Below are 21566 nucleotides of genomic sequence, written 5' to 3'. Positions count from 1 at the left end.
TGAGGATAGCGTGATCTTTCGCGCGGCCAATCCCCTGTGATGCAGGTCACACTCGCGCCACGATTTTTCTGTTCATAATTCAACTATAAGGGGATTTTCGACACCTGGAGGGGGCTGCGGTGCCGGATAAAGGAAAGAAATTCAAATACATACGTCAGTATGACATGATCAACATGCGTTTGCACAAGGCGCATCCGCCGCTCGTGGGGACGCCCTCTGTGGTCCGGCAAGTTGGTTTCTGGATACCGCCCGACGCGAATGGCGGCGATGCCAGAGATGAATTTGGCAGAGCGGAGAAGGGACCTTCAGGCGCGGCGCCGGATCCCCGCATGAACTGGGTCGCGCATGCTGATGCCTTCATCGCCAATCTTTATCGAACGGCCCATACAGCTTGGAGAGAGGAAAACCGCGCGGCGGGTACAGAACATCCTATCGGCGAACCCGGTATCCTGAACCTTGACCTGACAGAGAACCAGAAACGTGGGCGTGACCCCGCCCATGTTGTGTTGTTTGGCCATCGTGTCGATTACTCAGATCTCGTTGGTGAAAATCTCACAGTTCCAATCGAGTTGACACGAAATTCCGAGGTTTTCAGCCGTCGCAATGAGAGTGTGACGATCTCCTGCCTGCTTGATGGAATACCTTTGAAGATCCGCGCCAGCCTTCAAGAAGAGTATTTCACGTTGACCTATGTGCTTCAGATGGCGAACCGGTACCCTCGGGAAGGCTATCAACACTCGCACAATATCGCTGAGCGTATCGAGGCCGAGATGTCTCGGCTGGAAGGCTTGGTGAATACACGCTGGAGCGAAATTCATGCTGTTCTTAAGCGTGACAACCCGAATTATTACCACCCGCTGAACCCGGCAGTTCTCCAATTTCGGCAATCGGCGAATTTCTTCTACGAAACAATCTGGCAAAAGGTCGATCAGCTGCTGGTGGAGCCGACACTAGAGCGATGCCCGGGATTCAGACTGGCTCAGCGTAGCTATAAGTGTACTCCGGAGCGCTTGGGCACGATTTTCTGCGACTTGCGGAATTGCGCCTTTACGCTTGGGTTGGATGAATCACCGCGCGCTGACCCTGCTGGTCGTAATGGTGGTGACCATGAGGATGTCATTGGCGCATCGCTGCAGGTGTCCTCAGAAAATTTATATACCAATGCGGACCGGAAGGCGCTGGCTGCGCAGACAACGGATCGCGTGTTCACCGGACGGGATGCGCTGAATGTTGTAGATACGTTCTTGCCCTTCATGGAGGCTGCGGGTCTCAATGATGAGGAGTTCGATGCGCTTGCCGAGCGCACCATCCATGACGATGATAGGGCCGATGATCCGCTCCACAAGCTCGAGTACACGGCGACGAGGTTTCTCGATGGCCGCGCCATACATCTCTCCTCCTTGCTAGGTGACGCCAAGGTCGGCGAGTTCCGGCCACTGAAATTTTTGCTCGTCTTCCGTAACCGACACCGCTGGCAGATCGGCCGTCTCGTCGACCGGATCAATTACCTTGGTACTTTGAGGATGGCGTCATTGCTGCGGACAGGACGGTTCACCGAGGTGGGGCACAAGCTGCGCCAGTTGAAGCTAAAATACGACCTCAGTATCGACCGCGAGAGTATTACGCCCGAGAGGCTTAAAGAGTTGCGACGAGAATATGGTGAGGTCTATTTCACAGACTCGCCCCCACTCGGGACTGCCGTCGGTACAAGAGGGGGGCAAAGTGACGGTGACGAAGCGGTTATGCTCGGTTTGTCGCGGACAAAATATTACATCCGACAATTCAAGAATACGCTTCCAGACTTGCGCCCATTGCCGATAGAGGGCTTCCAGCCTTATGCCGAGTTTGTGCGGCGGCGAACCGAGGGTACTTGGGCATTCATAGATAGCTTGCTTGATCGTATCCATCGCGTCGAACAAAGGCTGACAGACCTTGGGGCAATGCTCGGAAGCGAGCAGATGATCCAGTTGACGGCCGATAACACGAAACAGAACAAGCGCACGGCGACGTTGATGGGACTTGCTGACCTCGCTGCGGCGCTTGCAGGCACCGCGTCTCTGGCTCATTTCCTTGAGGGAGGGGCGAGTTGGATTGTCTCTGCGGTTTCCAGACCTGCCGCGACCTTCCAGGAGGTCGTATCGCATAGCTGGGCAGGGCTGCTCACGCCAAACGTTGTCGATACCAGCACTGGCCCGGCATTCGCCGACTATGTGCTGGCAGGAGTAATCTACGGCGTGCTCAGAGCATTGTTGTCGGAAGAGGTGAGAAATCTACTCCGCGGCAGGCCAAAGCGCTAGGACGACCTTTCGAACTCGCCGCTCATTCACCCGACCGGCAGTCCTGCTGATAGGCTTCCATCATCGGCCGATCCCAGCAATTGATCAGGCCGTCGAGGACGCCGCGATTGCTCATCGGCGCGTCGGGCAGGGCGTTGCGGGCGGCGATGAGGGCGTCCCGGTCGCGCTCGAGGAAAGCGATCGTGCCGTCGGCATAGCGGTTCCACATCGCGTTCATCTCATTATCGTTCTCCGGCCGATACGATAAGCGCAACTCCGGCAGGGCGCGTTCGGTCTCACCGGCCATGGCGAACATCTGCCCGGCATGCCAATGCGCCAGGCCGGGGCGTTGCAGATTGGCCGCGCCATGCAGGGCGACATAGTCCTGGATCAGTTCTGCCGCCGGGATGAAACAATCCGGCCCCTGGTTGGCGACGGCGCGCCAGCCGCCTTGCATGTCCTGGTCAAAGGCATCTTCATCCAGAGCCATGAGGCGGGCATGTTCAGCGTCATCAACGCCGCAGGCCGCGGTAGTCTGAAGCGCAAGTGCGGTGAGGGCGGTAAGCAAGGCCATGAAGCGTTTTCCCGTGCGTTCGAAGAGGGTTTAGGGCGCGTATTGTTCCAGGGCGGCAATATCGGCCTTCATCAAGGCGTCGGACGCCGCGCGGATATGCTCGACCGGCCAGTCCCACCAGGCCAGTTCAAGCAGCCGGGTGGCGCTATCTTCGGGCAGTCGGGCTTTGATCGGCCGGGCCGGATTGCCGCCGACAATAGTGTAGGGCGCGACATCGCTGGTCACGACCGCCTTGGCTGCGATGATGGCACCATGGCCGATCTTTACCCCGGGCAGGATGGTCGCATCCCAGCCGATCCAGACATCATGGCCGATCTCGATCCCGCCCTTATTGGGCCAGGCACCCGGATCCTGCTCGCCCCATTCGCCGAACACCGGGAAGGGATAGCTGGACAGGCGGTCCGCGAAATGATTGCCGCCATTAAGCACAAAGCTGGCGCCATGGGCGATGGAGCAGAACTTGCCGATCACCAGCTTGTCCTCGATGAAGTCAAAGGCGTATTTGACCTGTTCGGGAAAGCGGGCCGGGTCGTCGAAGGAGTGGATATAGGTAAACTCCCCGGCCTCGATCTTGGCGTGACCGGCGATCAGCGGTTTGAGATAGGCCATGGAGGGCTGGCCCGGCACCGGGTGCAGGGTTTCAGGATCAAGCGCGCTCACGCATCAGCTCCGTATTCGTCCTCGGGCGCGCGAGGCTAGCCCTGCGGCCCGGCAATGTAAAAGCCGGAAAGGGCCGAGAGTGCCTCGGCCTGCTGGCTGGCCGGATAGCGTACAGTAACGGTCCAGCCGGCATCGACGCCTTCAAGAATGACGGCATACTCGTCTTCCTTGCCCGGTGCGGGCGTGCCCAGATTATACGCAGTCAGCCGGACCCCTTCAGGAGCCTCGTCCCACGCCAGCTCTCGCGGTGCGGCATCGGTGCGGCGTTCACTCAGCCGGGCGATTTCCGCTGCGGTGGCCGGGCCCTGGGTCAGGCGTAGGCCGATATCGCTGAGGGCCCAGTAATCACAGGCCGGCAGTCCTTCATCCCCGCCCCAGACGTCGAACCGCAAATACCCGTCCCGCATGAGTTCGCAATCCAGCCCGGCCGTATGCGCCGCGCCGGTTACGCCGGACGCGGTCCAGCCCGGACCGGCGTCGGGGTGGTCGGAAATCATGCGTCCATTGGCTTCGGCAACGCGCTCCATATCGCCGAGCATATAGGCCGCCCGGGCCTCCTCGGCCGCCATGTGCGAGGCCATCAGCATCAGCCTCTGGCTCAGGGCTTCGTCGTTATAGATGGTTTCTGCGGCCTCGCGGGCATAGGTCGCGGCATCCTCCCATTTGCCCAGCCGGGCGTGGGTGTCGGTCAGGATGTGACGGATGCGATAGCGGTTCATCGGCGCGGTGGCGAGCGGCAATGCGGCTTCGGCAACCGGTTCGGCCGCCTCCCAATCACCCTGCAGCACCAGGGGGAAAACCTCTCTGAACGCAGCCATGACTTCCGCGTCAGTCGTCTGAGCCTGTGCCAGGGTCACCGTGGCAGCAAGGCCGGATACAAGAATAGAAAACATACAAACCGTCCCGAGTTTGAGCGCATTGAACGCAGGCAAACCGGGCAGAGCCAGTGAATTCGCTGTAAGGTGTTGCCGGTGGTGGTGGGGTGACCAAAACGCGAAACGGCCGGTGAGAGGGTGTCTCGACCGGCCGTTTGGGGATTGAGTTTACAGGCGCATCAGGCCGCGCCCGGTCCGCCATTTCCATTAGGCGTGCCACCCTGCCGCCGTGCCATGAAGGCGAGCTTTTCAAACAGCATGACATCCTGCTCGTTCTTGAGCAGCGCGCCATGCAGCGGCGGGATCAGCTTGCGCGGATCGCGTTCGGTCAGGATGGCAGGATCAATATCCTCGACCATCAACAGCTTGAGCCAGTCCAGCAATTCCGAGGTCGAGGGCTTTTTCTTCACGCCCGGTACCTGGCGGATATCGAAGAAGAGTTTCAGGGCTTCCGACAGAAGGCGGCCTTTCAGGCCCGGGAAGTGAACCTCGACGATGGCGCGCATCGTCTCCTCGTCCGGGAAGGCGATGAAGTGGAAGAAACAGCGGCGCAAGAAGGCGTCCGGCAGCTCTTTCTCATTGTTCGAGGTGATGATGACGACCGGGCGGTTTACCGCCTTCACCGTTTCGCCGGTCTCGTAGACATGGAATTCCATCCGGTCGAGCTCCTGCAGGAGGTCGTTGGGGAATTCAATATCGGCCTTGTCGATCTCGTCGATCAGCAGGACGGAGCGTTCCGGAGCCGCGAAAGCCTCCCACAGCTTGCCCTTGCGGATATAGTTCTGAATGTCGTGGACGCGGTCTTCGCCGAGCTGGCTGTCGCGCAGACGGGCGACGGCATCATACTCGTAAAGTCCCTGACGGGCCTTGGTCGTGGACTTGATGTGCCACTCGATCAGCGGCATGCCCATGGCGCTGGCCACCTGTTTGGCCAGCTCGGTTTTCCCCGTGCCCGGCTCGCCCTTGACGAGCAGCGGACGCTCCAGAGCGATCGCCGCATTCACCGCGGCGGAAAGCTCTGCATCAGCGACATAGCTGTCTGTACCTTCAAAACGCATGGGCACGGACTTAGCGCGATTGATGGGGGCTGGGTAGGGCGGACGTGAAATTCGCTCTAATTGTCGGACCAGTCGACCGCATCCATCGCCATGGGCTCGCCATAGGCAATGTCGCGGCTGGCCTTGCGGCCGAGGATATCCGGCAGGTGTTTCGGGGCCAGACCATGGCCCGGGCGGATGGATCGGATATTGGCCTCGGTGAAGGTTTCGCCAGCCTTGATGCCGGCAACCGCATAGATCGACCGGCGGAAGGTCAGCGAGCCGCGCTCGCAACCGGCGGGGTCATAGCGAACCTGGCCAAGCGCCTTGAACGCATTGTGGCAATCTTCGACCAGGCGTTTCAGCTCGTCCGGCTCGAGCGAGAACTCGCTGTCCGGCCCGCCATCATCACGCGACAGGGTGAAATGCTTTTCGATCACACGGGCACCCAGTGCGATGGCGGCAACCGAGCAGGCCGTGCCGGGCGTGTGATCGGACAGTCCGGGCACGGCGTTGAAGGCTTGGCCCAGGTGCGGGACCGTTCGCAGGTCCGATTGCTCGATCGGTGCCGGGTAGGAGGACAGGCAGTGCAGGATGGCGAGGCCGGGGGCGCCGTTCTCGCGTGCGGTCCTGACGGCCTCATGGATTTCCGACAGATTGGCCATGCCGGTGGACATGATGATCGGCTTGCCGGTACGGGCGACGCGGGCAATCAGCGGCAGATCGGTGATTTCGAAAGAGGCGATTTTATAGGCCGGGGCGTCGAGGCTCTCCAGGAGGTCGACGGCGGAATGGTCAAAGGGGGTGGAGAACAGCGTCACGCCAAGCGCGCGCGCTTTCTCGAACAGGCGCGGGTGCCAGTCAAACGGCGTCTGGGCTTCGCTGTAGAGGTCATAGAGATTGCGACCGTCCCACAGCCCGCCCTCAATGACGAAACCCGGCCCGTCATGGTCAATGGTGATGGTGTCGGGCGAATAGGTCTGGATCTTGATCGCATCAGCGCCGCACCGGGCTGCCGCTTCGATGGTCTCGAGCGCACGGTCGATCTGGCCGAGGTGATTGGCCGAGACTTCGGCAATGACCAGGGGCGGGTGATCATGCCCGATCATCCGGCCGGCGAATTCGAACTCGGGATGGGATTGGCTCATATCAGGCCTCCTGGCGGGCGCGCCAGCGCTCGCGGGTCAGCTCCAGGCAGATGGCATCTATACCATCGCCGTCGCGGGTGATGCGGTTTTCGATCCGGCCGCTCTGTTCAAAGCCGAACTTCTTGTGCAGCCCGATGACGGGCGCGTTGAAAGCGAGGACTTCGCAGCGCAGGACATCGAGCTTCAGGGTTGCAAAGACCCGGTCCAGAACCTGGGTCTCCACAGCACTGCCGACGCCTTTTCCGACCACGCCGAGATCGCCGATATAAAAGGCCCAGCTACAGCTCGATGGCGGCGTGCGTACGATATCGGTCAGGGTGACGAGGCCGCATTTGGTGCCATTGACGGCGATGATCCAGAGCTCACGGGCCGGGTCGGCGAGGGCGGCGCTGAACCAGGCTTCATGCGTGTCCCGGCTGATCGGGTCGGCCGTATACATGTTGTCACGCACATGCGGCTGATTGCGCCAGGCGAGCACATCCCAGATGTCTGCCTCATCCGCGGGCAGGAGGGTGATGTCGGCGCCGTCGCTCATGCGCGGTCCTCGTGTCGAATCAATGTGAGGAGTCTCGCCTTGCGGGCGTAAACAAGCCGTGTCTGCCTCCGGTGGCGGCCGATTTCGCTGCCGGCGCGAAGCATGCTCTAACCGGGACATGACTTCAGGAGCGCCCGCATGACCCTCGCCGTTATCGTCCAGGCCCGCTTTGGCTCCTCGCGCCTGCCCGGCAAGATTCTCAACCCGCTGGGGACGAAAACCGCTCTGGCCCGTGTGCTCGACCGCTGCGCCCGGATTGTCGCGGCGGACACGGTGATCGCGACGGTGCCGGACAGTGCCGAAAACGACCCGGTGGCCGAGGCTGCGGAGGTGGCCGGTTATGCCGTGGCCCGCGGGCCGGAGGATGATGTGCTGACGCGCTACGCCAATGCGGCGCGCGCAGTGCAGGCGGATGCGGTGATGCGGGTGACCAGTGACTGCCCGTTTCTGGATCCGCGCGTCTGCGACCAGGTGATCGCGATGTGGCGCGAGACATCGGCCGATTATGTCAACAACACAGCCCCGCCGCTCTTCCCGCACGGGCTCGATTGCGAAGTGTTTTCTGCCGGTCTGCTGTTCGAGGCCGAAGCCAAGGCGACGGACGCGGCGGCGCGCGAGCATGTGACGCCGTGGATCCGGGCCCAGGCGCATCTGACCTTGGGCAATCTCACCGGTCCCGGCGATGGCGTCGAGCGCATGCGCTGGACGCTGGATTACCCGGAAGATCTGGAGTTTTGCCAGGCGGTCTACGCGCATCTCGGAGAGGCGCGCGCGGCCGTGATCGGCTGGGCTGAGCTGGCGGAGGTGTGCCGCCAGCATCCCGAGCTGACGCAGATCAATGGCAAGCGCCATGACACGCTGCGGCTGGCGCGCGGCATCCGCGCTTCGCTACAGCGGCGCTGGGCCGGCTGACTAGCCCTCTTTGACGCGTTCGCCGAGTGCTTCGGCGATCTTCTTCATCGTGGTGGTCCAGTCCTGGAAACCCTCGCCGAAGAAGGAGCGGGTGTGCGGGTACCAGTATTGCCGGTCCTCGCCGAGCAGGGTCCAGGCCGAGCTGTGGGAATGGAAGAACCAGACCATGCCGCCGCACGCCGCGGCGAGGTTTGAGGTCGCGTTCATCGGTCCGATGACGATATCGCAGGCCGAGGACAGGGCTGCGACCTTGTCCAGATCCATCTTCAGATCGATCTCGCGCGGCTGGTGCACCGTCACGCCATAGCGGTCCTGGGCCAGGGCTATTTCTTCATCGACCTCGCCATACTGCAGATTGATGAAGTCGACCCCGGGCACATTCAGGATTGGCTTCCAGGCATCGAAGGCCGAGAAGAAACGGGCCCGTTTGGCCGTCATCTTCAGGGATTTCCAGAGAATACCGACTTTCAGCCCGTCGCCGAACTCATCCATCTGGGCGCGGAAGAAGGCCTGCTGTTCCGGATCTGCGGTGAGAAAGCCCGGCGTTGTCGGGAAGTCGTCGATGGAATTGCGGAAGGCGCGCAGTGGCGTCGCCATCGGGGTCCAGAAATCGGCGCCGTCTTCCAGTTGCGGCGTCGCGCGGACATCGCGGCCCTCGATCACGGTCGACAGGTGATGATAGACGCGGGCCTGCGGGAAGGAGCGCTGGACCAGGTCGACCAGGCGATACTCGCAGGCGATGCGCAGCTCGCCCTCCGGCCCGATCGCATCGATCATGTCTTTGGCAATGTTGAGATAAAGCACCTCGTCACCGAGCCCCTGCTCGCCGACCATGATCACCGTCTTGCCACGGATCTGCGCCGGGTCGACGCCATCCCACATCGGCTTGTCGATGGTGAAAAGGGTGGCGCCTTTACGGTTCGGGTTGAGCCTTGTCTCGTTCGCGGCCCAGCCCTCGCGGACCTGTCCGGCGGCCAGCATGACCAGGGAGCGGCCATGCGACATGGTCGCCTCATCCTCTGCATCGACCGGGTTTTTCAGCGCTTCCTCGTAATGGGGCAGGGCCTTGTCCGGTTCGCCGATGAGCTCGAAGACATTGGCCATATTATTGTGGGCGCGCGAGTAGCCCGGCTCCAGGCGCAAGGCTTCCTGGTAGAAGGTAATTGCCTCGGTCGGCTTGCCGCTCTCCGACACGACCGAGCCAAGCGAATTCCACAGATCGTAATTCTCCGGATCGGAATAGATCGCCGTGCGCAGGATCTCGATGGCGTCGTCAAACTTGCCGAGGTCGCGCAGCACGCCAGTCAGGTTGAGAATGCCGTCCACGCGATTGGGCGCGATCTGGTTTTGCAGGCGATAGAATTTTTCCGCCGCGGGCAGCATGTCGAGCTTCCAGGCGACAAGGCCGAGCTTCTGGTAGATCTCCGGGTCCTGCGGGTCGAGCTTCCAGGCCTTTTCGAAATAGTCGAGCGAGGTTGAAAGCCGCCCCAGGCGCAGCAGCATCAATCCCATGACATGATTGGTCAGGGCCAGGTCCGGTGCGATCCCGAGCGCTTCATGGGCCAGACGGGCGCCGGCAGGGTGGTCACCGCCATCGGAGGTCCGCATCGCCCGTTTGACCAGGCTGACGACTTTCTGGTGTTTCTTGCGTGTGTCCTTGGACAGACGTTTGACATGCGTATCGAGCTTCAGCGCTGTCGCGGACTGTGTCGCGACGAGCGGTGTCTCATGCTTTTCTTCTTCCGCGCCGGCGAGAAGCTCGGCTTCAATATTGAGAGATATGGCCTGCATGGCGAAAACCCGGAGAGCTGATCAACAGGCCAAGGGCTCAGGATTCGATTTAAGAACTCGCTAACGGGATTGTTCGTCTTGGATGCGCAGCTGGAAACCTTTTCTTCACCCGCGCTCTGCAGTCTTACGCCACGAATCCCGCACCATGACGGTGTTTGGAAGCTGGAGTTGTCTCGATGCCGCTGAAAATCTCGCTCAAGCCAGGCGAGAAATTCGTGATAAACGGCGCCGTTATGGAAAACGGTGACCGGCGCTCGAATCTTGTGCTGAAGAACAAGGCTTCCGTCCTGCGTGAAAAGGACATCCTCCAGGAAGAGGATGTGAACACGCCTGTCACGCGCATCTATTTCCCGATCATGATGATGTATCTCGGCGGCAAGGCTGATGATGCGCTTTATGATGAGTTCGTGCTGCGCATGAACGAATTCATGGGCGTGGTCGCCGATCCCGAAGTGCTCGGCATTTGCGTGTCGGTGAGCCGGGATGTGATGGCGTCCGAGTACTACAAGGCCCTGCTCGGTTGCCGAAAGCTCATGAAGTATGAAGCGGAGAGGCTGGCCTAATGTCCCTTCAGGCGTACCAGGCTGCGTCCAATCGCAGCGAAGATCCCCGTGCCACTGAATACCGCCTGTTCGCGCATGTGACGCGCGGCCTGATGACGGCGAAGGATACGCCCAAGGACGATATCAAGAGCCGTATGGAAGCGCTCGACCTCAACCGGCGTATGTGGAGCAATTTCGCCACTGATTGTGCCAGTGAGGAAAACCAGCTGCCCGATCAGCTGCGTGCATCGATCATTTCGCTGTCGCTCTTCGTGTCCAAGCATACCAGTGTCGCCATGCGCGATCCGTCCGCGATCGACGACCTGGTCGATATCAATCGCATGATCATGCAGGGGCTGATGCCCCAGGGTGCCGGAGCGGCGGCGGGCTAGATTTGCCGCCCGTACATTTTTGCCCGGCAGTTTCAGGCGCTACCGTTCCGGTGGCGCCTTTTAATATTCTATAACTCTGAAAACATTCGTGAAATTCATGCAGTCGCGCGGCACGCGGCTTGCGAAGTCTTCTGCGGGCAAAACGCCCAGGGTCGAAAAAGTCGACCTCCATTGCTTCCAGAACGGAGGACTTAGAACATGCTTTCTGTGAACACGAATGCGGCGGCCATGGTCGCCCTGCAGAACCTGAACAAAACCAATATGGATCTTGCCGAGACCCAATCCCGTATCAATACCGGCCTCAATGTCTCCGGTGCCAAGGACGATGGCGGTATCTTCGCTATCGCCCAGCGCATGCGTAGCCAGGTCGCCGGCTTTGGTGTGGTGAAGCAGAGTCTCGACCTGTCGACTTCGATGGTAGATGTCGGTATCGCGGCCGGTGAGGCCATCTCCGACCTGCTGATCGAAATGAAGGAAAAGGCCCTCGCGGCCGCCGATGCATCTCTCGACACGCAGTCCCGCACCGCCTTGAACGAAGACTTCAAGTCGCTGCGCGATCAGATCACGACGATCGTGAGCAATGCGGAATTCAACGGCACGAACATCATCAACAACTCCGTGACGTCGATCTCCGCTCTCGCCAATGCCGATGGTACGAACTCCATTCGGATCTCGGACGAAAACCTGTCTCTGGGCGGTGGTGTTGTCACCCTCGCAGCGACGGCGTCTTTCGCAACGGCGGGTGATGCTTCCACCATCGTGACGACGATCGAGACCTCTTTGGACAACCTGAACCAGTCGCTCGCGCGTCTGGGTACCGGTTCCAAATCGCTCGAAGTCCACAATAACTTCGTGACGAAACTGTCTGACGCTGTCGAACAGGGTATCGGGGCGCTGGTCGATGCCGACCTGGCCAAGGAAAGCGCAAGGCTCCAGTCGTTGCAGACAAAGCAGCAGCTGGGCGTGCAGGCGCTCTCCATTGCCAACCAGGCACCGTCCACGATCCTGTCCTTCTTCCAGTAAGGTCCGTGGGTTTGGCTGGGATCGCTTCGGCGATCCCAGCAATTTTTTTTCTGCGGTTCCACTCGTGGCGATTTCGCGTGCCCGAAATCGCCTATTAACCTTCTGTAAACCATACATTTTTGCCGCCCGGCAGATTTTGCCGGGCGTTTTTGTGTGTTCAGTGGGCAATTTTTGCCGGGCCAATGGTTACCCCCGGCAGATTTGAGTCGGCAAATATCACCTACCGAATCACGCGAATCGAGGTTAACGCCGCACGTCAACAGGCAATTGGCCCCGTCCTTGCTCTTTCCACAAGCGGGTCAGAAGACCCAGCGAGCAAAACGCTCGGAAACCTAGAAAGGAAAGGGCCAAGAAATGGCTACTATCAATACCAATGCTGGCGCCATGGTTGCGCTGCAGAACCTGAATTCTACCAACAAAGAACTGCAGCAGGTTCAGTCCCGCATCAACACGGGTCTCGCTGTGTCGTCCGCTAAGGACAATGGTGGTGTCTTCGCGATCGCTCAAAAGATGCGGTCTGACGTCAATGGTTATTCGGCAGTCGGCAACTCGCTCGACCTGGCCGCTTCGACCGCTGATGTCGCCCTGGCCGGTGGTGAGGCCATTTCCGATCTCCTCGTCGAGATGAAGGAAAAGGCTCTGGCTGCTGCTGATAGCTCGCTCGACGCTTCGTCGCGTTCTGCTCTGAACGAGGACTTCAAGTCCCTTCGTGACCAGATCACCACGATCGTCTCCAACGCTGAGTTCAACGGCACGAACATGATCAATGGTTCCGTGACGTCGATCTCCGCTCTGGCGAATGCCGACGGTTCCAACTCCATCCGTATTTCCGACGAGAACCTCTCGCTGGGTGGCGGTGTTGTGACCCTGGCGGCTACTGCGTCCTTCGCAACGGCTGGCGATGCATCCACGATCGTGACCACGATCGAAACCTCCCTCGACAACCTGAACCAGTCGCTGGCGCGTCTGGGTACGGGTTCGAAGTCCCTCGAAGTGCACAAGGACTTCGTTGGCAAGCTGTCTGATGCCCTGGAGAAGGGTATCGGCAACCTCGTCGACGCGGACCTGGCGAAAGAGAGTGCGCGTTTGCAGTCCCTGCAGGTCAAGCAGCAGCTTGGCGTTCAGGCTCTGTCGATCGCCAACTCGGCGCCGAGCACGATCCTGGGTTACTTCCGTTAATTCACGGGTCGGGTGGCGGGCTAGTCCCGCCACCCATTCCCGGAGTTGACGGCGGGAATATATTCAATGGAGGCGCTGATGCCTCCGCGTCAGCGAAGAAGAAATGGCAGAGACAGGCTTCAACCCATCGTCTGTCGTGGTGGTTCCAACCTCCGACAGCCGGGACAAAATCTCCGACCGCATCCAGTCTGATGACAAGCGGGTTCAACCTGTTGAGAAACAGGACGGGACGAGTCTACGCCGCAAGCCGGCCGAAGAAACCGCTGCAGAGATCGAACAACTGGCCGACGGGGCCTTCAAAAACTCCCGCCTTTCGATCACGCGCGACACCTCTTCCAAGGACTTTATCTATATGATGGTCGATCAGGATACCGGTGAGGCGGTCCGCCGCTGGCCGCCGGAGACCCACTCCGAGCTGCTGGAATATCTGCGGACGCAGACCGCCGGACTGATTAATCAGCGGGCCTGACAGCCCGGCAAAAATGACCGCCCGGGCAGGCAAGTCCCGGCAAACTCTAGCAAAACACCCTGGCGACCCGCCGGGTGTTTTGCATTTTAATCAATGTTTATAGTGGCTTGATTGGTCTGTGCCAGTTCGGCACGCCTCTTGCGCCTTGTCCGCCGAAGACGCTGCAAAAGTGCAGCTGGAAGAATTTGCGGAGAATGTCGCATGACCTTGAGTGTCCATACCAATAGCGCCGCGATGATCGCGCTCCAGAACCTCACCAAGACCAATGAGGAAATGGAACAGACCCAGTCGCGCATTAATACCGGCCTGAAAATCGGTGGATCCAAGGACAATGCCGCCATCTATGCTGTCGCCCAGTCCATGCGGGCCGACATCCGGGCGCTCGACGCTGTGCAATCCGGTCTCGATCGCGCCTCGACCATCGGCGATGTGGCCCTGGCCGCAGGCGAAGCCATCTCCGACCTGCTGGTGCAGATGCGTGAAAAGGCCGTGGCGGCTATGGACCCGTCGCTCGATACCTTCTCCCGCGCGGCCTATGACAGCGACTTCAAGTCGCTGCTCGATCAGATCCAGGTCATCATAGACAATGCCGAGTTTGATGGTGCCAACATGGTCAATGGCTCTGTCACTGCGGGGATTGAATTCCTCGCCGATGCAGATGCCTCGCGCACGGTAACCCTGAAGTCCCAGGACCTCACCTTCGGCGGCACCATCATGACGCTGGCTGCGACGGCAAGCCTGGGCAGTGTAACGCTGGCCAGCGGGGTCGCGTCGACGATCCAGACCAGCCTGGACAACGTCAACCAGGCTCTTGCCAATCTGGGTTCCGACACCAAGAAGCTCGAAGCCCATTCCGGTTTCGTCAACAAGCTCATGGACAGCCTTGAAAAGGGCGTCGGCGACCTTGTTGACGCGGACCTGGCGACGGAGAGTGCCAAACTCCAGGCCTTGCAGGTCAAGCAGCAACTCGGTGTGCAGGCGCTGTCGATTGCCAATTCGGCGCCGCAGATCATCCTCAACCTGTTCCAGGGCTAAGCCCTTTGGCTGGCCTGACCTTCTCCACCACCACGGATGCGGCTCCCTTCGGGGAGCCGTTTCTGTATGGGCGACTCGCCGCATGATCGGCGGGCATGAAAGGACATGGTGATGAGCGACACGTTCCTGCCTTACGGACGGCAGTCGATTGATCAAAGCGATATCGATGCCGTGATCGATGTGCTCAAAAGCGATTGGCTGACCACGGGCCCGGCCGTGCGTGCTTTTGAGGAAGAGTTTGAGGCGGTAACCGGGGCGCCCCATGCGCGCGCCTGTTCCAATGGCACAACGGCCTTGCACCTGGCCCTGGCCGCGCTCGGCGTCGACGCCGGGGATATCGCCATTGTTCCGGCGATCACCTTCATGGCGACGGCCAATGCGGCGCTGTATTGCGGCGCTGATGTGGTGTTTGCCGACGTTGATCCTCACACCGGTCTGATGACGCCGGACAGTCTCGCGCAGGCCATTGATCGCGCCGGTGGTCGCGCCAAGGCGGTTCTGCCCGTGCATCTTGCCGGTCAGATCTGTGACATGCCGGCGATCGAGGCCATTGCGCGTGCTGCCGGGGCGGTGATCGTGGAAGACAGTTGCCACGCGATTGGCACGACAGCGCCCTGGGGGGCGGCGGGCAATTGTGCCCATGCCGATGCGGCGACCTTCTCCTTCCATCCGGTCAAAACCATCGCCGCGGGTGAGGGCGGTCTGGTCACCACCCCAAGCGCGGACCTGGCCCGGGCCATAGACGTCCTGCGCAGTCACGGCATTGAACGCGACCCGGCACTGCATCAGCGCCAGGAGCAGGAACCGTGGTGGCATGAAATGCAGGTGCTCGGCTGGAATTACCGCCTGTCGGATATCCAGGCCGCGCTGGCCAAGTCGCAGCTGCATCGACTGGCGGCCTTCAAGGCAAAACGCCAGGCGCTCGCTGCGGCCTATGACGCGGCACTTGCCGATCTGGCACCTCTCGCTCAGCCCATCGCCCGCGTCGCCGGGAATGATGCCTGTCTCCACCTCTATGCCGCACGCATCGACTTTGCCGCGGCCGGCCGCTCAAGGAGCGAGGTGATGTCGGCTTTGCGTGAGCGCGGTATCGGCACCCAGGTGCACTATATTCCGGTGCCTGATCAGCCTTATTATAAGGCGCGCTACGGCCACAGTGATCTGCCCGGAGCGCAACACTATTACGAGCGTACGCTGAGCCTGCCCCTGTATCAGGGCATGAGCGAAAGCGATCCGGTCCGGGTGGTCGAGGCGCTGAAGGCTGTGCTCGGCGTCTAGATCCGCGCAAGAATGGCGTCGGCCAGGCGCGCTGCACCGTCGCCATCGGAGACGGCCATTGCGCTATGTGCCATCGCTGCCAGCCGCTGCGGTGTCATCGCCGCCAGCGCTTCCGGCAAAGTCTGCTCTATCGGCTGGCTGGGCGACAGCCGTTCCGCCGCGCCGCTGTCATGCAGGTGATTGGCGAGAGCAAGCTGGTTGTCTGCCAGCACGACAATCAGGCTGGGCAGGCCGAGGATGCAGCGCTCGAGCGCCGTGCCGCCACCTGCGCCGATGGCCAGGTCGGCTGTCGCCATGCGGCGGGCGATGTCGCGCGCCTCCACCGTCAGGGTCAAACGGTCGTGCTCAACAGTCAGCGCTTCCAGCGCGGCACGGCTCTGGGCCTGGGCGCCGATGATGACTTCGACTTCGCCGGCGAAAACCTCCAGCACCACGCGGGCGACGCGCCAGCTGATCCCGCGTACATCCGTCAGCCCCATGCTGATCAGGATGCGGCCCAGTTCAGCCTTGTCGCGGCGGGCGAGGGCGGCCGGCCGGGCCGCGAGGAATTCCTCGCGCGCAGCAAAAAATTGCGGGCCGAGCAGGAGCGTCGTTTCGTCCTTGATCCGGCCCTCATATTGGGACGCGCTGGCACCCAGGCTCTGATCGATGAGCAGGTCGCAGTCATGGCTCCGTTCGGGCAGGTCTTCATAGACCGCCACAAGACCCGCGACATTGCGATAGCCGCGTTCATCGGCGATGGTGCTGTCGTAAAGATCGATGACCGCTGCATCGGCGCGGCCGCGCCACGCCGCGGGCACCGGGAGCGCACCACGATCGCGCGCGGTCAGGACCGTAAAGGCACCATCATCGAGCCGGGGGACCACCGAGGGCGCGTCCGGATTGCACGCAAACACCACCTCGGCACCACGGTTTTGCAGCGCTTCCGCAAGGGCCAGGCAGCGTGTGATATGCCCGCCGCCCAGTTCGGGACGCGCATCGGCCCGCATCACAATCCGCGGCGACTGCGCGCGCGCCGGACTCACTGCTCCAGCACACCGTCCAGATAGGCCTTCAGGTCGGCACTATCGAGCTTTTCCGGATTGGTGTGGGAGGCATAGCTGAACCCGTCCGGCACCGGCTTGGCGCCGCTATCGAGATAGGCCTGGCGGCGGCTTTCCCCATAGGCGGGCAGGATGGCGTAGCGATCACCGAGCTCCATCGTCGTATGCGCATCATCCTCCGGCACCATCACTTCGTGGAGCTTTTCGCCTGGACGTATGCCGATGATTTTATGGGGCGAATCGGGAGCCAGCGTTTTCGCCAGATCAACCGTGCTGGAGGACGGGATCTTGGGAACGAAAACCTCTCCCCCCTTCGCCATGGCGAGGCTGGAGAGCACGAAGTCAACGCCTTGCTCAAGTGTGATCCAGAAGCGGGTCATGCGCGCATCGGTGATCGGCAACTCCGTTGCGCCTTCGGCAATGAGCTTTTTGAAGAAGGGAATCACCGAGCCGCGCGAGCCAACGACATTGCCGTAGCGGACCACCGAGAAGACAGGGCCGCCTTCGCCGCCCATATGCTGGGCCGCGGTGAATATTTTATCCGATGCGAGCTTCGAGGCGCCATAAAGATTGATCGGATTGGCCGCCTTGTCCGTTGACAAGGCGCACACATGCCTCACCCCGCGCTTGATCGCAGCGCGGACAACATTCTCTGCGCCCATGACGTTGGTCTTGATGCATTCGAACGGATTGTACTCGGCAATCGGAACATGTTTCAGCGCTGCGGCATGGATGACGACATCAACGTCGCGCATGGCCTGGTCGAGCCGGGATTCATCGCGCACATCGCCAATAAAATAACGCAAAAACGGCCAGTCTGTCGGAGAGAAATCCTGCGCCATCTCGTACTGTTTGAGCTCGTCGCGGGAGAAGATGATCAGCTTTTTCGGCGTGAATTCTCGGCAGATGGTTTGGGTCAATTGCCGGCCGAAAGAACCGGTGCCCCCGGTGACCAATATGGTCTTGCCGTTGAGGTCGATACGCGGCTGGGAAAAGTCGCGGTGTGCAGCAGGCGTCGAAGAGGTGGCCATGGCGGTTTTTCTCGATTCGAAACGATGCGCCGACGCTGTGCCGGTTGGGTTAACGGCGCGTTAGGAACCGGGGCGCATCGTCAATCTATAACAATTAACTCCCCAACCCGAGGCCCGGTCATGACTACCGCCGCAATCGTCCAAGCGCGTTCCGCCCAGTTCCAGGATAAAGATCTGATCTTGCAGCCGCTTGGGTCGAAATCGGCGCTTATCCGCGTGCTTGACCGATGTGCCCGGATCGCCGGTGTTGACCAGGTCATCTGCACCATCCCAGAGAGCGAGGTCGAGACCCAGCTGGCGTTGGAAATCCTGCGCAACGGACATCTGCTTTCTGTGGGGCCGGACAGCGACCCGCTCGCAGACCTGACCCATGCGGTCCAGGACTATGGCGTCGAGACGGTCGTCCTGGTCAGTGCCGCATCGCCCTTTGTCGATCCCGCGATCTGCGCCAAGGTTCTTGAACTCTACAAGACGGCACGGGCGGATTATGCCTGCAACAATATGCCAGCGCTTTTCCCCCAGGGCCTGGAGTGCGAGGTCTTCCCGGCGGTTCTTGCGGCCGAAGCGGATCGCATTGCCCGTGAAGACTATGCCCGCGAGGACGCGACCTTGTGGATGCGCGAGCATGTCTATCTGCAAAAGGCTAATCTGCGCGGCCCCGGCGGTGGGCTGGAAAGCCTCAACTGGTCAGTGACCAATACCGATGAACTGCAATTCGCCCGCATGCTGTTCAATGAGCTCGGTGAAGGCGCCGGCGAGGCGTCGGCCGCTGAAATCGCCGCCTTGTGCCTGCGCCGGCCGGACCTGGTCGGCGAGCGGTCCGACGTGGTCGGTGAGGCCAATCCGGTCGAGCATCTGCGCGCCGATATCGAAAGCGCTGTGGCGTCTTTGAAGATCGCCGCCTGAGCTGGCTGTTAACCCCGTTTGGAAACCCTTTCTTTGCGTTCCGGCGTCACACTTGTGAGTCGGTAGGAAAGACAGGTGTGCCGTGACCGTTATCGGGCTCAATGCTGGCGTACTGACGAGTTGGTTCAACTCGCGCATCAGCGCGTCTGTGGCCTCTAACTCCGCTCTGTCCAATTTGCCGTCCTCCGCCAGCCGGAACAGCGCCGCTGAGATTACCCCGCCCTGGGATATCCGCGGCGACGTAACCAGTCTGGAGGAGCTGCGCCGGAAGGTGCTCGCGGACGGCGTTTTTTTCCGCGATCCGGAGCGTGAATTCTCTGATCTCGATGCGCCCAAGGACCACAAGGCCTTGTTCTCACTGCATCAGGGATTGAAGCGCCTGACCGCCTTGGCGGAAGAGGCAGCCGACAAGACCACCAACAGTACGCGCCGGGATTTCCTCGAGAAGCGCTTTGTCAGCGGCCTTGCCGATCTCGATAGCTATTTCGATGGGATGAACCTGACCGAGGTGAACCTCCTCAAAGGGGAGGAGCTGTCCAAGATGGAGAGCGATGTCGCGGTGTCGCGCGGACTGTCCCAATTCACCACCGCCACCATCCACAGCGGCGCGTTCGACGCCGAGGTCGCAAGCCTGACCGGGGATGTCCGCTTCACTGTCTCGGTCACCAAGAGCGGCATCACCACCGATGTGAACATCGACCTCGCCGATATGGGCGCGACGACGCGAAATCTCGATAACATCGCCGATCACATCAACACCCAGCTTGAAGCGGCCGGTATGATTACCCGCTTCGAGCGCACCAAGATTGGCGAGGAAGATGAGAACGGTGTTGTCCAGGGGGATAATTTCGGCTTCCTGGTCAAAGGTGCCTCCACCGAACGGATCGCCTTTAGTGCGGCGGCCGCACAGCCGGCTGTCTATTTCGCGGGTGTGTCCGGCATCAACCAGACCGCCGGCGGGCAGATCGTCAAGCTGACCGATATCGCATCGGGGTCTCCGACAGCCGAGGTGTCGACGCGGTTCAGCGCAGACCCCACCATTACCGAGGTTGAGGTGGTGGGCTCGGAAGACGGCAAAACGCGCCAGAAGGCTGAAGATAACCCGCTGGAAATTCAGGCCAGCGCCAATGCGGCTGATGGCGGTATCTATGTCGTGGGTCAAACCACAAGCAGTGTCGACGGGCAGCTCCTGAAGGGCAGCGAAGATCTGGTCCTGGCCAAGTATGACAGTCTTGGTAACCGCGTCTGGAGCCGGGTGCTCGGCGCGGCTGAGGAAGCCAAGGGCGTTTCGATCGCGGTCAATGCCAGTGGCGATGTGGTCGTCGCCGGTGAGGTCAAGGGCGATCTGGGCGATACTCTGGATGTTGGCGGTACAGATGCGCTGGTCGCGAAATTCAATGCTGACGGGGTCGAGCAGTGGGTGAAGCGCTTCGGTGGAACCGGTGATGACAGCGCCAGGTCAGTCGCCGTCGCTGCAGATGGCACCGTCTATGTGGCTGGCAAGTCCAATTCCGCCTTTGGCAATGAAGTACACGCCGGTGGCCTGTCAGACGGGTTTGTCCGGGCGCTCGATCAGAACGGTGACACCTTATACACCCGCCGCGTCGGCGCTGCCGGCGATGAAACGATTGATACGCTGAGCATCGCCAGTGATGGCGACCTGATCGTTGCCGGATCGGAAGATGGCAATGCTGTCGTGCGCAAGTTCGCGGCAGCGGACGGGACCAGCGCTGCGGTCTGGGAACAGACGCTTGGTGCGCTTGAGGATGGCAAGGTCGGCCAGGTCGCTGTCGACGGAACCGATATTTATCTGACCGGCGCTGCGGGAAGCGGATTTGCGCCGACGGCACCTTTGGCCGCTCATAATGGCGGTGTTCGCGATGCCTTCCTCGTCAAGCTGACGGATGGTGCGAGCGCGACGGTCGACTACACCACCTTTGTCGGATCCGATGATGACGATACCGGCAATGCCATCGCGATCGACAGTGGCAAGGTTTTCCTCGCCGGCAAGACGTCCGGTGCAATCGGGGGCAATACCCAGGTCGGAGAGCGCGATGCCTTTGTGGCCCAGCTGGATGCGGGCACTGGCGCCGTCGATTGGTCGACGCAGATTTCAGGCCGAGGTGGGCTGGCTGAGGCCAAGGGCGTTGTCGTCAGCTCGCAGGATGACAGCGTGCTGGATGCGCTGGGCCTGCCATCGGGCTCACTGACCTATACCGATAGCCGGGTTGTGACAGACCGCAGCTCGGCGCGCGAGGGTGATCATTTCTACCTGTCCGTCGATGGCGGCCGGCGCAAGAAGATCACGCTCGATAGCAATGACACAATCCGGTCGGTGACCTTCAAGATCAACGCGGCTCTAGTGCTCGATGGAACGGCAGATGTGCGTCGTTCGAGCGAGGGCGACCGCCTGCGTATCAAGGCGGCCGAGGACAAGACGATTGAGGTCTTCGCCGGGGCTGATGGCCGGGACCTGCTCAAATCCTTGGGCATGAAGCCCGGCGCGATCGTCAATACAGGGTCGCTGCTGGACAAGGATGATAAGAGCGTGGACGGTCCGCCGCTGTTTGCGATGGATCTGCCCAACGAGATTTCCATTGCCGACAAGGACCTCGCCGCCGCTGCGCAGGAGAGTCTGCAACAGGCGATGTCGATCATCCAGCGGGCTTATCGCGACATTACCATGGACCCGGCCCTGAAAGAATTGCTCCAAGGGCCGCGGGCCGGCCGCGGCGGCGGATCCGTGCCAGCCTATTACAATGCGCAGCTTGCTAATTACCAAGCGGGCCTGGCGCGATTGAATGCCGGTCCGGCGAGTAATGCGACGGCATTCTTCTAGTTGTGCCGTGCTCGATGTCGG

19 protein-coding genes and 1 pseudogene are annotated in these 21566 nt (G+C 60.9%); 11 read left to right on the top strand and 9 right to left on the bottom strand.

From position 1 onward, the window contains the following. Nucleotides 1-119 precede the first annotated feature (119 nt). A complete protein-coding gene (locus Q1V57_RS14205) occupies nucleotides 120-2297 on the top strand; it encodes a hypothetical protein (protein WP_300532176.1) in 2178 nt (725 codons plus the stop codon). A gap of 22 nt (nucleotides 2298-2319) precedes the next feature. Here Q1V57_RS14205 and Q1V57_RS14200 read toward each other — a convergent pair whose 3' ends face one another. The 6 genes from Q1V57_RS14200 to pseH form a co-directional block, all read right to left on the bottom strand. Beyond that, nucleotides 2320-2850, bottom strand: a complete 531-nt coding sequence (locus tag Q1V57_RS14200; RefSeq protein WP_300532174.1) for a hypothetical protein — start codon at nucleotides 2848-2850, stop codon at nucleotides 2320-2322. A 30-nt stretch (nucleotides 2851-2880) separates the two neighbouring features. After that, the gene (locus Q1V57_RS14195; protein ID WP_300532172.1) at nucleotides 2881-3510 is read right to left on the bottom strand and encodes a CatB-related O-acetyltransferase; all 630 of its coding nucleotides are present in this window, start codon (nucleotides 3508-3510) and stop codon (nucleotides 2881-2883) included. A 35-nt stretch (nucleotides 3511-3545) separates the two neighbouring features. Then, nucleotides 3546-4403 carry a hypothetical protein gene (locus Q1V57_RS14190; protein ID WP_300532170.1) on the bottom strand — a complete coding sequence of 286 codons (858 nt, stop codon included), beginning with the start codon at nucleotides 4401-4403 and terminating at the stop codon, nucleotides 3546-3548. Nucleotides 4404-4564: 161 nt separating this feature from the next. Continuing rightward, nucleotides 4565-5443, bottom strand: coding sequence for a MoxR family ATPase (locus Q1V57_RS14185; protein ID WP_300532168.1), 879 nt, complete (start codon nucleotides 5441-5443; stop codon nucleotides 4565-4567). Between the two features lie 56 nt (nucleotides 5444-5499). After that, nucleotides 5500-6570 carry a pseudaminic acid synthase gene (gene pseI / locus Q1V57_RS14180; protein ID WP_300532166.1) on the bottom strand — a complete coding sequence of 357 codons (1071 nt, stop codon included), beginning with the start codon at nucleotides 6568-6570 and terminating at the stop codon, nucleotides 5500-5502. Between the two features lies 1 nt (nucleotide 6571). Continuing rightward, on the bottom strand, nucleotides 6572-7105 hold the full coding sequence (gene pseH, locus Q1V57_RS14175) for a UDP-4-amino-4,6-dideoxy-N-acetyl-beta-L-altrosamine N-acetyltransferase (protein WP_300532165.1): 534 nt from the start codon (nucleotides 7103-7105) through the stop codon (nucleotides 6572-6574). Between the two features lie 138 nt (nucleotides 7106-7243). Here pseH and Q1V57_RS14170 point away from each other — a divergent pair, with 138 nt between their 5' ends. Beyond that, complete coding sequence (locus Q1V57_RS14170) at nucleotides 7244-8017, top strand: glycosyltransferase family protein (RefSeq protein ID WP_300532164.1); 774 nt, start codon at nucleotides 7244-7246, stop codon at nucleotides 8015-8017. Here the strand turns inward: Q1V57_RS14170 and Q1V57_RS14165 are convergent, their stop codons facing one another. Further along, nucleotides 8018-9808, bottom strand: coding sequence for a tetratricopeptide repeat protein (locus tag Q1V57_RS14165; RefSeq protein ID WP_300532162.1), 1791 nt, complete (start codon nucleotides 9806-9808; stop codon nucleotides 8018-8020). A gap of 176 nt (nucleotides 9809-9984) precedes the next feature. On the opposite strand from Q1V57_RS14165, the pseudogene flbT reads away from it, so the two are divergent. From flbT to pseC, 7 genes and pseudogenes are all read left to right on the top strand, one after another. Further along, a pseudogene (gene flbT, locus Q1V57_RS14160) lies at nucleotides 9985-10429 on the top strand (flagellar biosynthesis repressor FlbT). Next, nucleotides 10371-10742, top strand: a complete 372-nt coding sequence (flaF, locus tag Q1V57_RS14155) for a flagellar biosynthesis regulator FlaF (protein WP_300532158.1) — start codon at nucleotides 10371-10373, stop codon at nucleotides 10740-10742. The pseudogene flbT and the gene flaF overlap by 59 nt, the downstream one beginning before the upstream one ends. A gap of 198 nt (nucleotides 10743-10940) precedes the next feature. Further along, nucleotides 10941-11765, top strand: coding sequence for a flagellin (locus tag Q1V57_RS14150; protein ID WP_300532156.1), 825 nt, complete (start codon nucleotides 10941-10943; stop codon nucleotides 11763-11765). 354 nt (nucleotides 11766-12119) lie between these two features. Further along, nucleotides 12120-12944 carry a flagellin gene (locus Q1V57_RS14145; protein WP_300532155.1) on the top strand — a complete coding sequence of 275 codons (825 nt, stop codon included), beginning with the start codon at nucleotides 12120-12122 and terminating at the stop codon, nucleotides 12942-12944. Nucleotides 12945-13047: 103 nt separating this feature from the next. Continuing rightward, the gene (locus tag Q1V57_RS14140) at nucleotides 13048-13413 is read left to right on the top strand and encodes a flagellar protein FlaG (RefSeq protein WP_300532154.1); all 366 of its coding nucleotides are present in this window, start codon (nucleotides 13048-13050) and stop codon (nucleotides 13411-13413) included. Nucleotides 13414-13614: 201 nt separating this feature from the next. Next, nucleotides 13615-14448, top strand: a complete 834-nt coding sequence (locus tag Q1V57_RS14135) for a flagellin (protein ID WP_300532152.1) — start codon at nucleotides 13615-13617, stop codon at nucleotides 14446-14448. 111 nt (nucleotides 14449-14559) lie between these two features. Next, complete coding sequence (gene pseC / locus Q1V57_RS14130; RefSeq protein ID WP_300532150.1) at nucleotides 14560-15726, top strand: UDP-4-amino-4,6-dideoxy-N-acetyl-beta-L-altrosamine transaminase; 1167 nt, start codon at nucleotides 14560-14562, stop codon at nucleotides 15724-15726. Here the strand turns inward: pseC and pseG are convergent. Beyond that, nucleotides 15723-16751: a UDP-2,4-diacetamido-2,4,6-trideoxy-beta-L-altropyranose hydrolase gene (pseG, locus tag Q1V57_RS14125; RefSeq protein ID WP_300532148.1), complete on the bottom strand. Its 1029-nt coding sequence runs from the start codon at nucleotides 16749-16751 to the stop codon at nucleotides 15723-15725. The genes pseC and pseG overlap by 4 nt on opposite strands. Further along, complete coding sequence (gene pseB, locus Q1V57_RS14120) at nucleotides 16748-17800, bottom strand: UDP-N-acetylglucosamine 4,6-dehydratase (inverting) (RefSeq protein WP_300532146.1); 1053 nt, start codon at nucleotides 17798-17800, stop codon at nucleotides 16748-16750. Before pseB ends, pseG begins: the two co-directional genes overlap by 4 nt. Before the next feature lie 120 nt (nucleotides 17801-17920). Here pseB and Q1V57_RS14115 point away from each other — a divergent pair, with 120 nt between their 5' ends. Both Q1V57_RS14115 and Q1V57_RS14110 read left to right on the top strand, forming a co-directional pair. Next, nucleotides 17921-18706, top strand: a complete 786-nt coding sequence (locus Q1V57_RS14115; RefSeq protein ID WP_300532144.1) for an NTP transferase domain-containing protein — start codon at nucleotides 17921-17923, stop codon at nucleotides 18704-18706. Nucleotides 18707-18788: 82 nt separating this feature from the next. Further along, nucleotides 18789-21545, top strand: a complete 2757-nt coding sequence (locus Q1V57_RS14110; RefSeq protein WP_300532142.1) for a hypothetical protein — start codon at nucleotides 18789-18791, stop codon at nucleotides 21543-21545. Nucleotides 21546-21566: the final 21 nt, after the last annotated feature.

It is taken from the genome of Maricaulis sp. (assembly GCF_030149425.1).
Classification (GTDB): domain Bacteria; phylum Pseudomonadota; class Alphaproteobacteria; order Caulobacterales; family Maricaulaceae; genus Maricaulis.
Note: the sequence above shows the minus strand (reverse complement) of the source record. Positions and strands in the feature narration are given on the sequence as shown.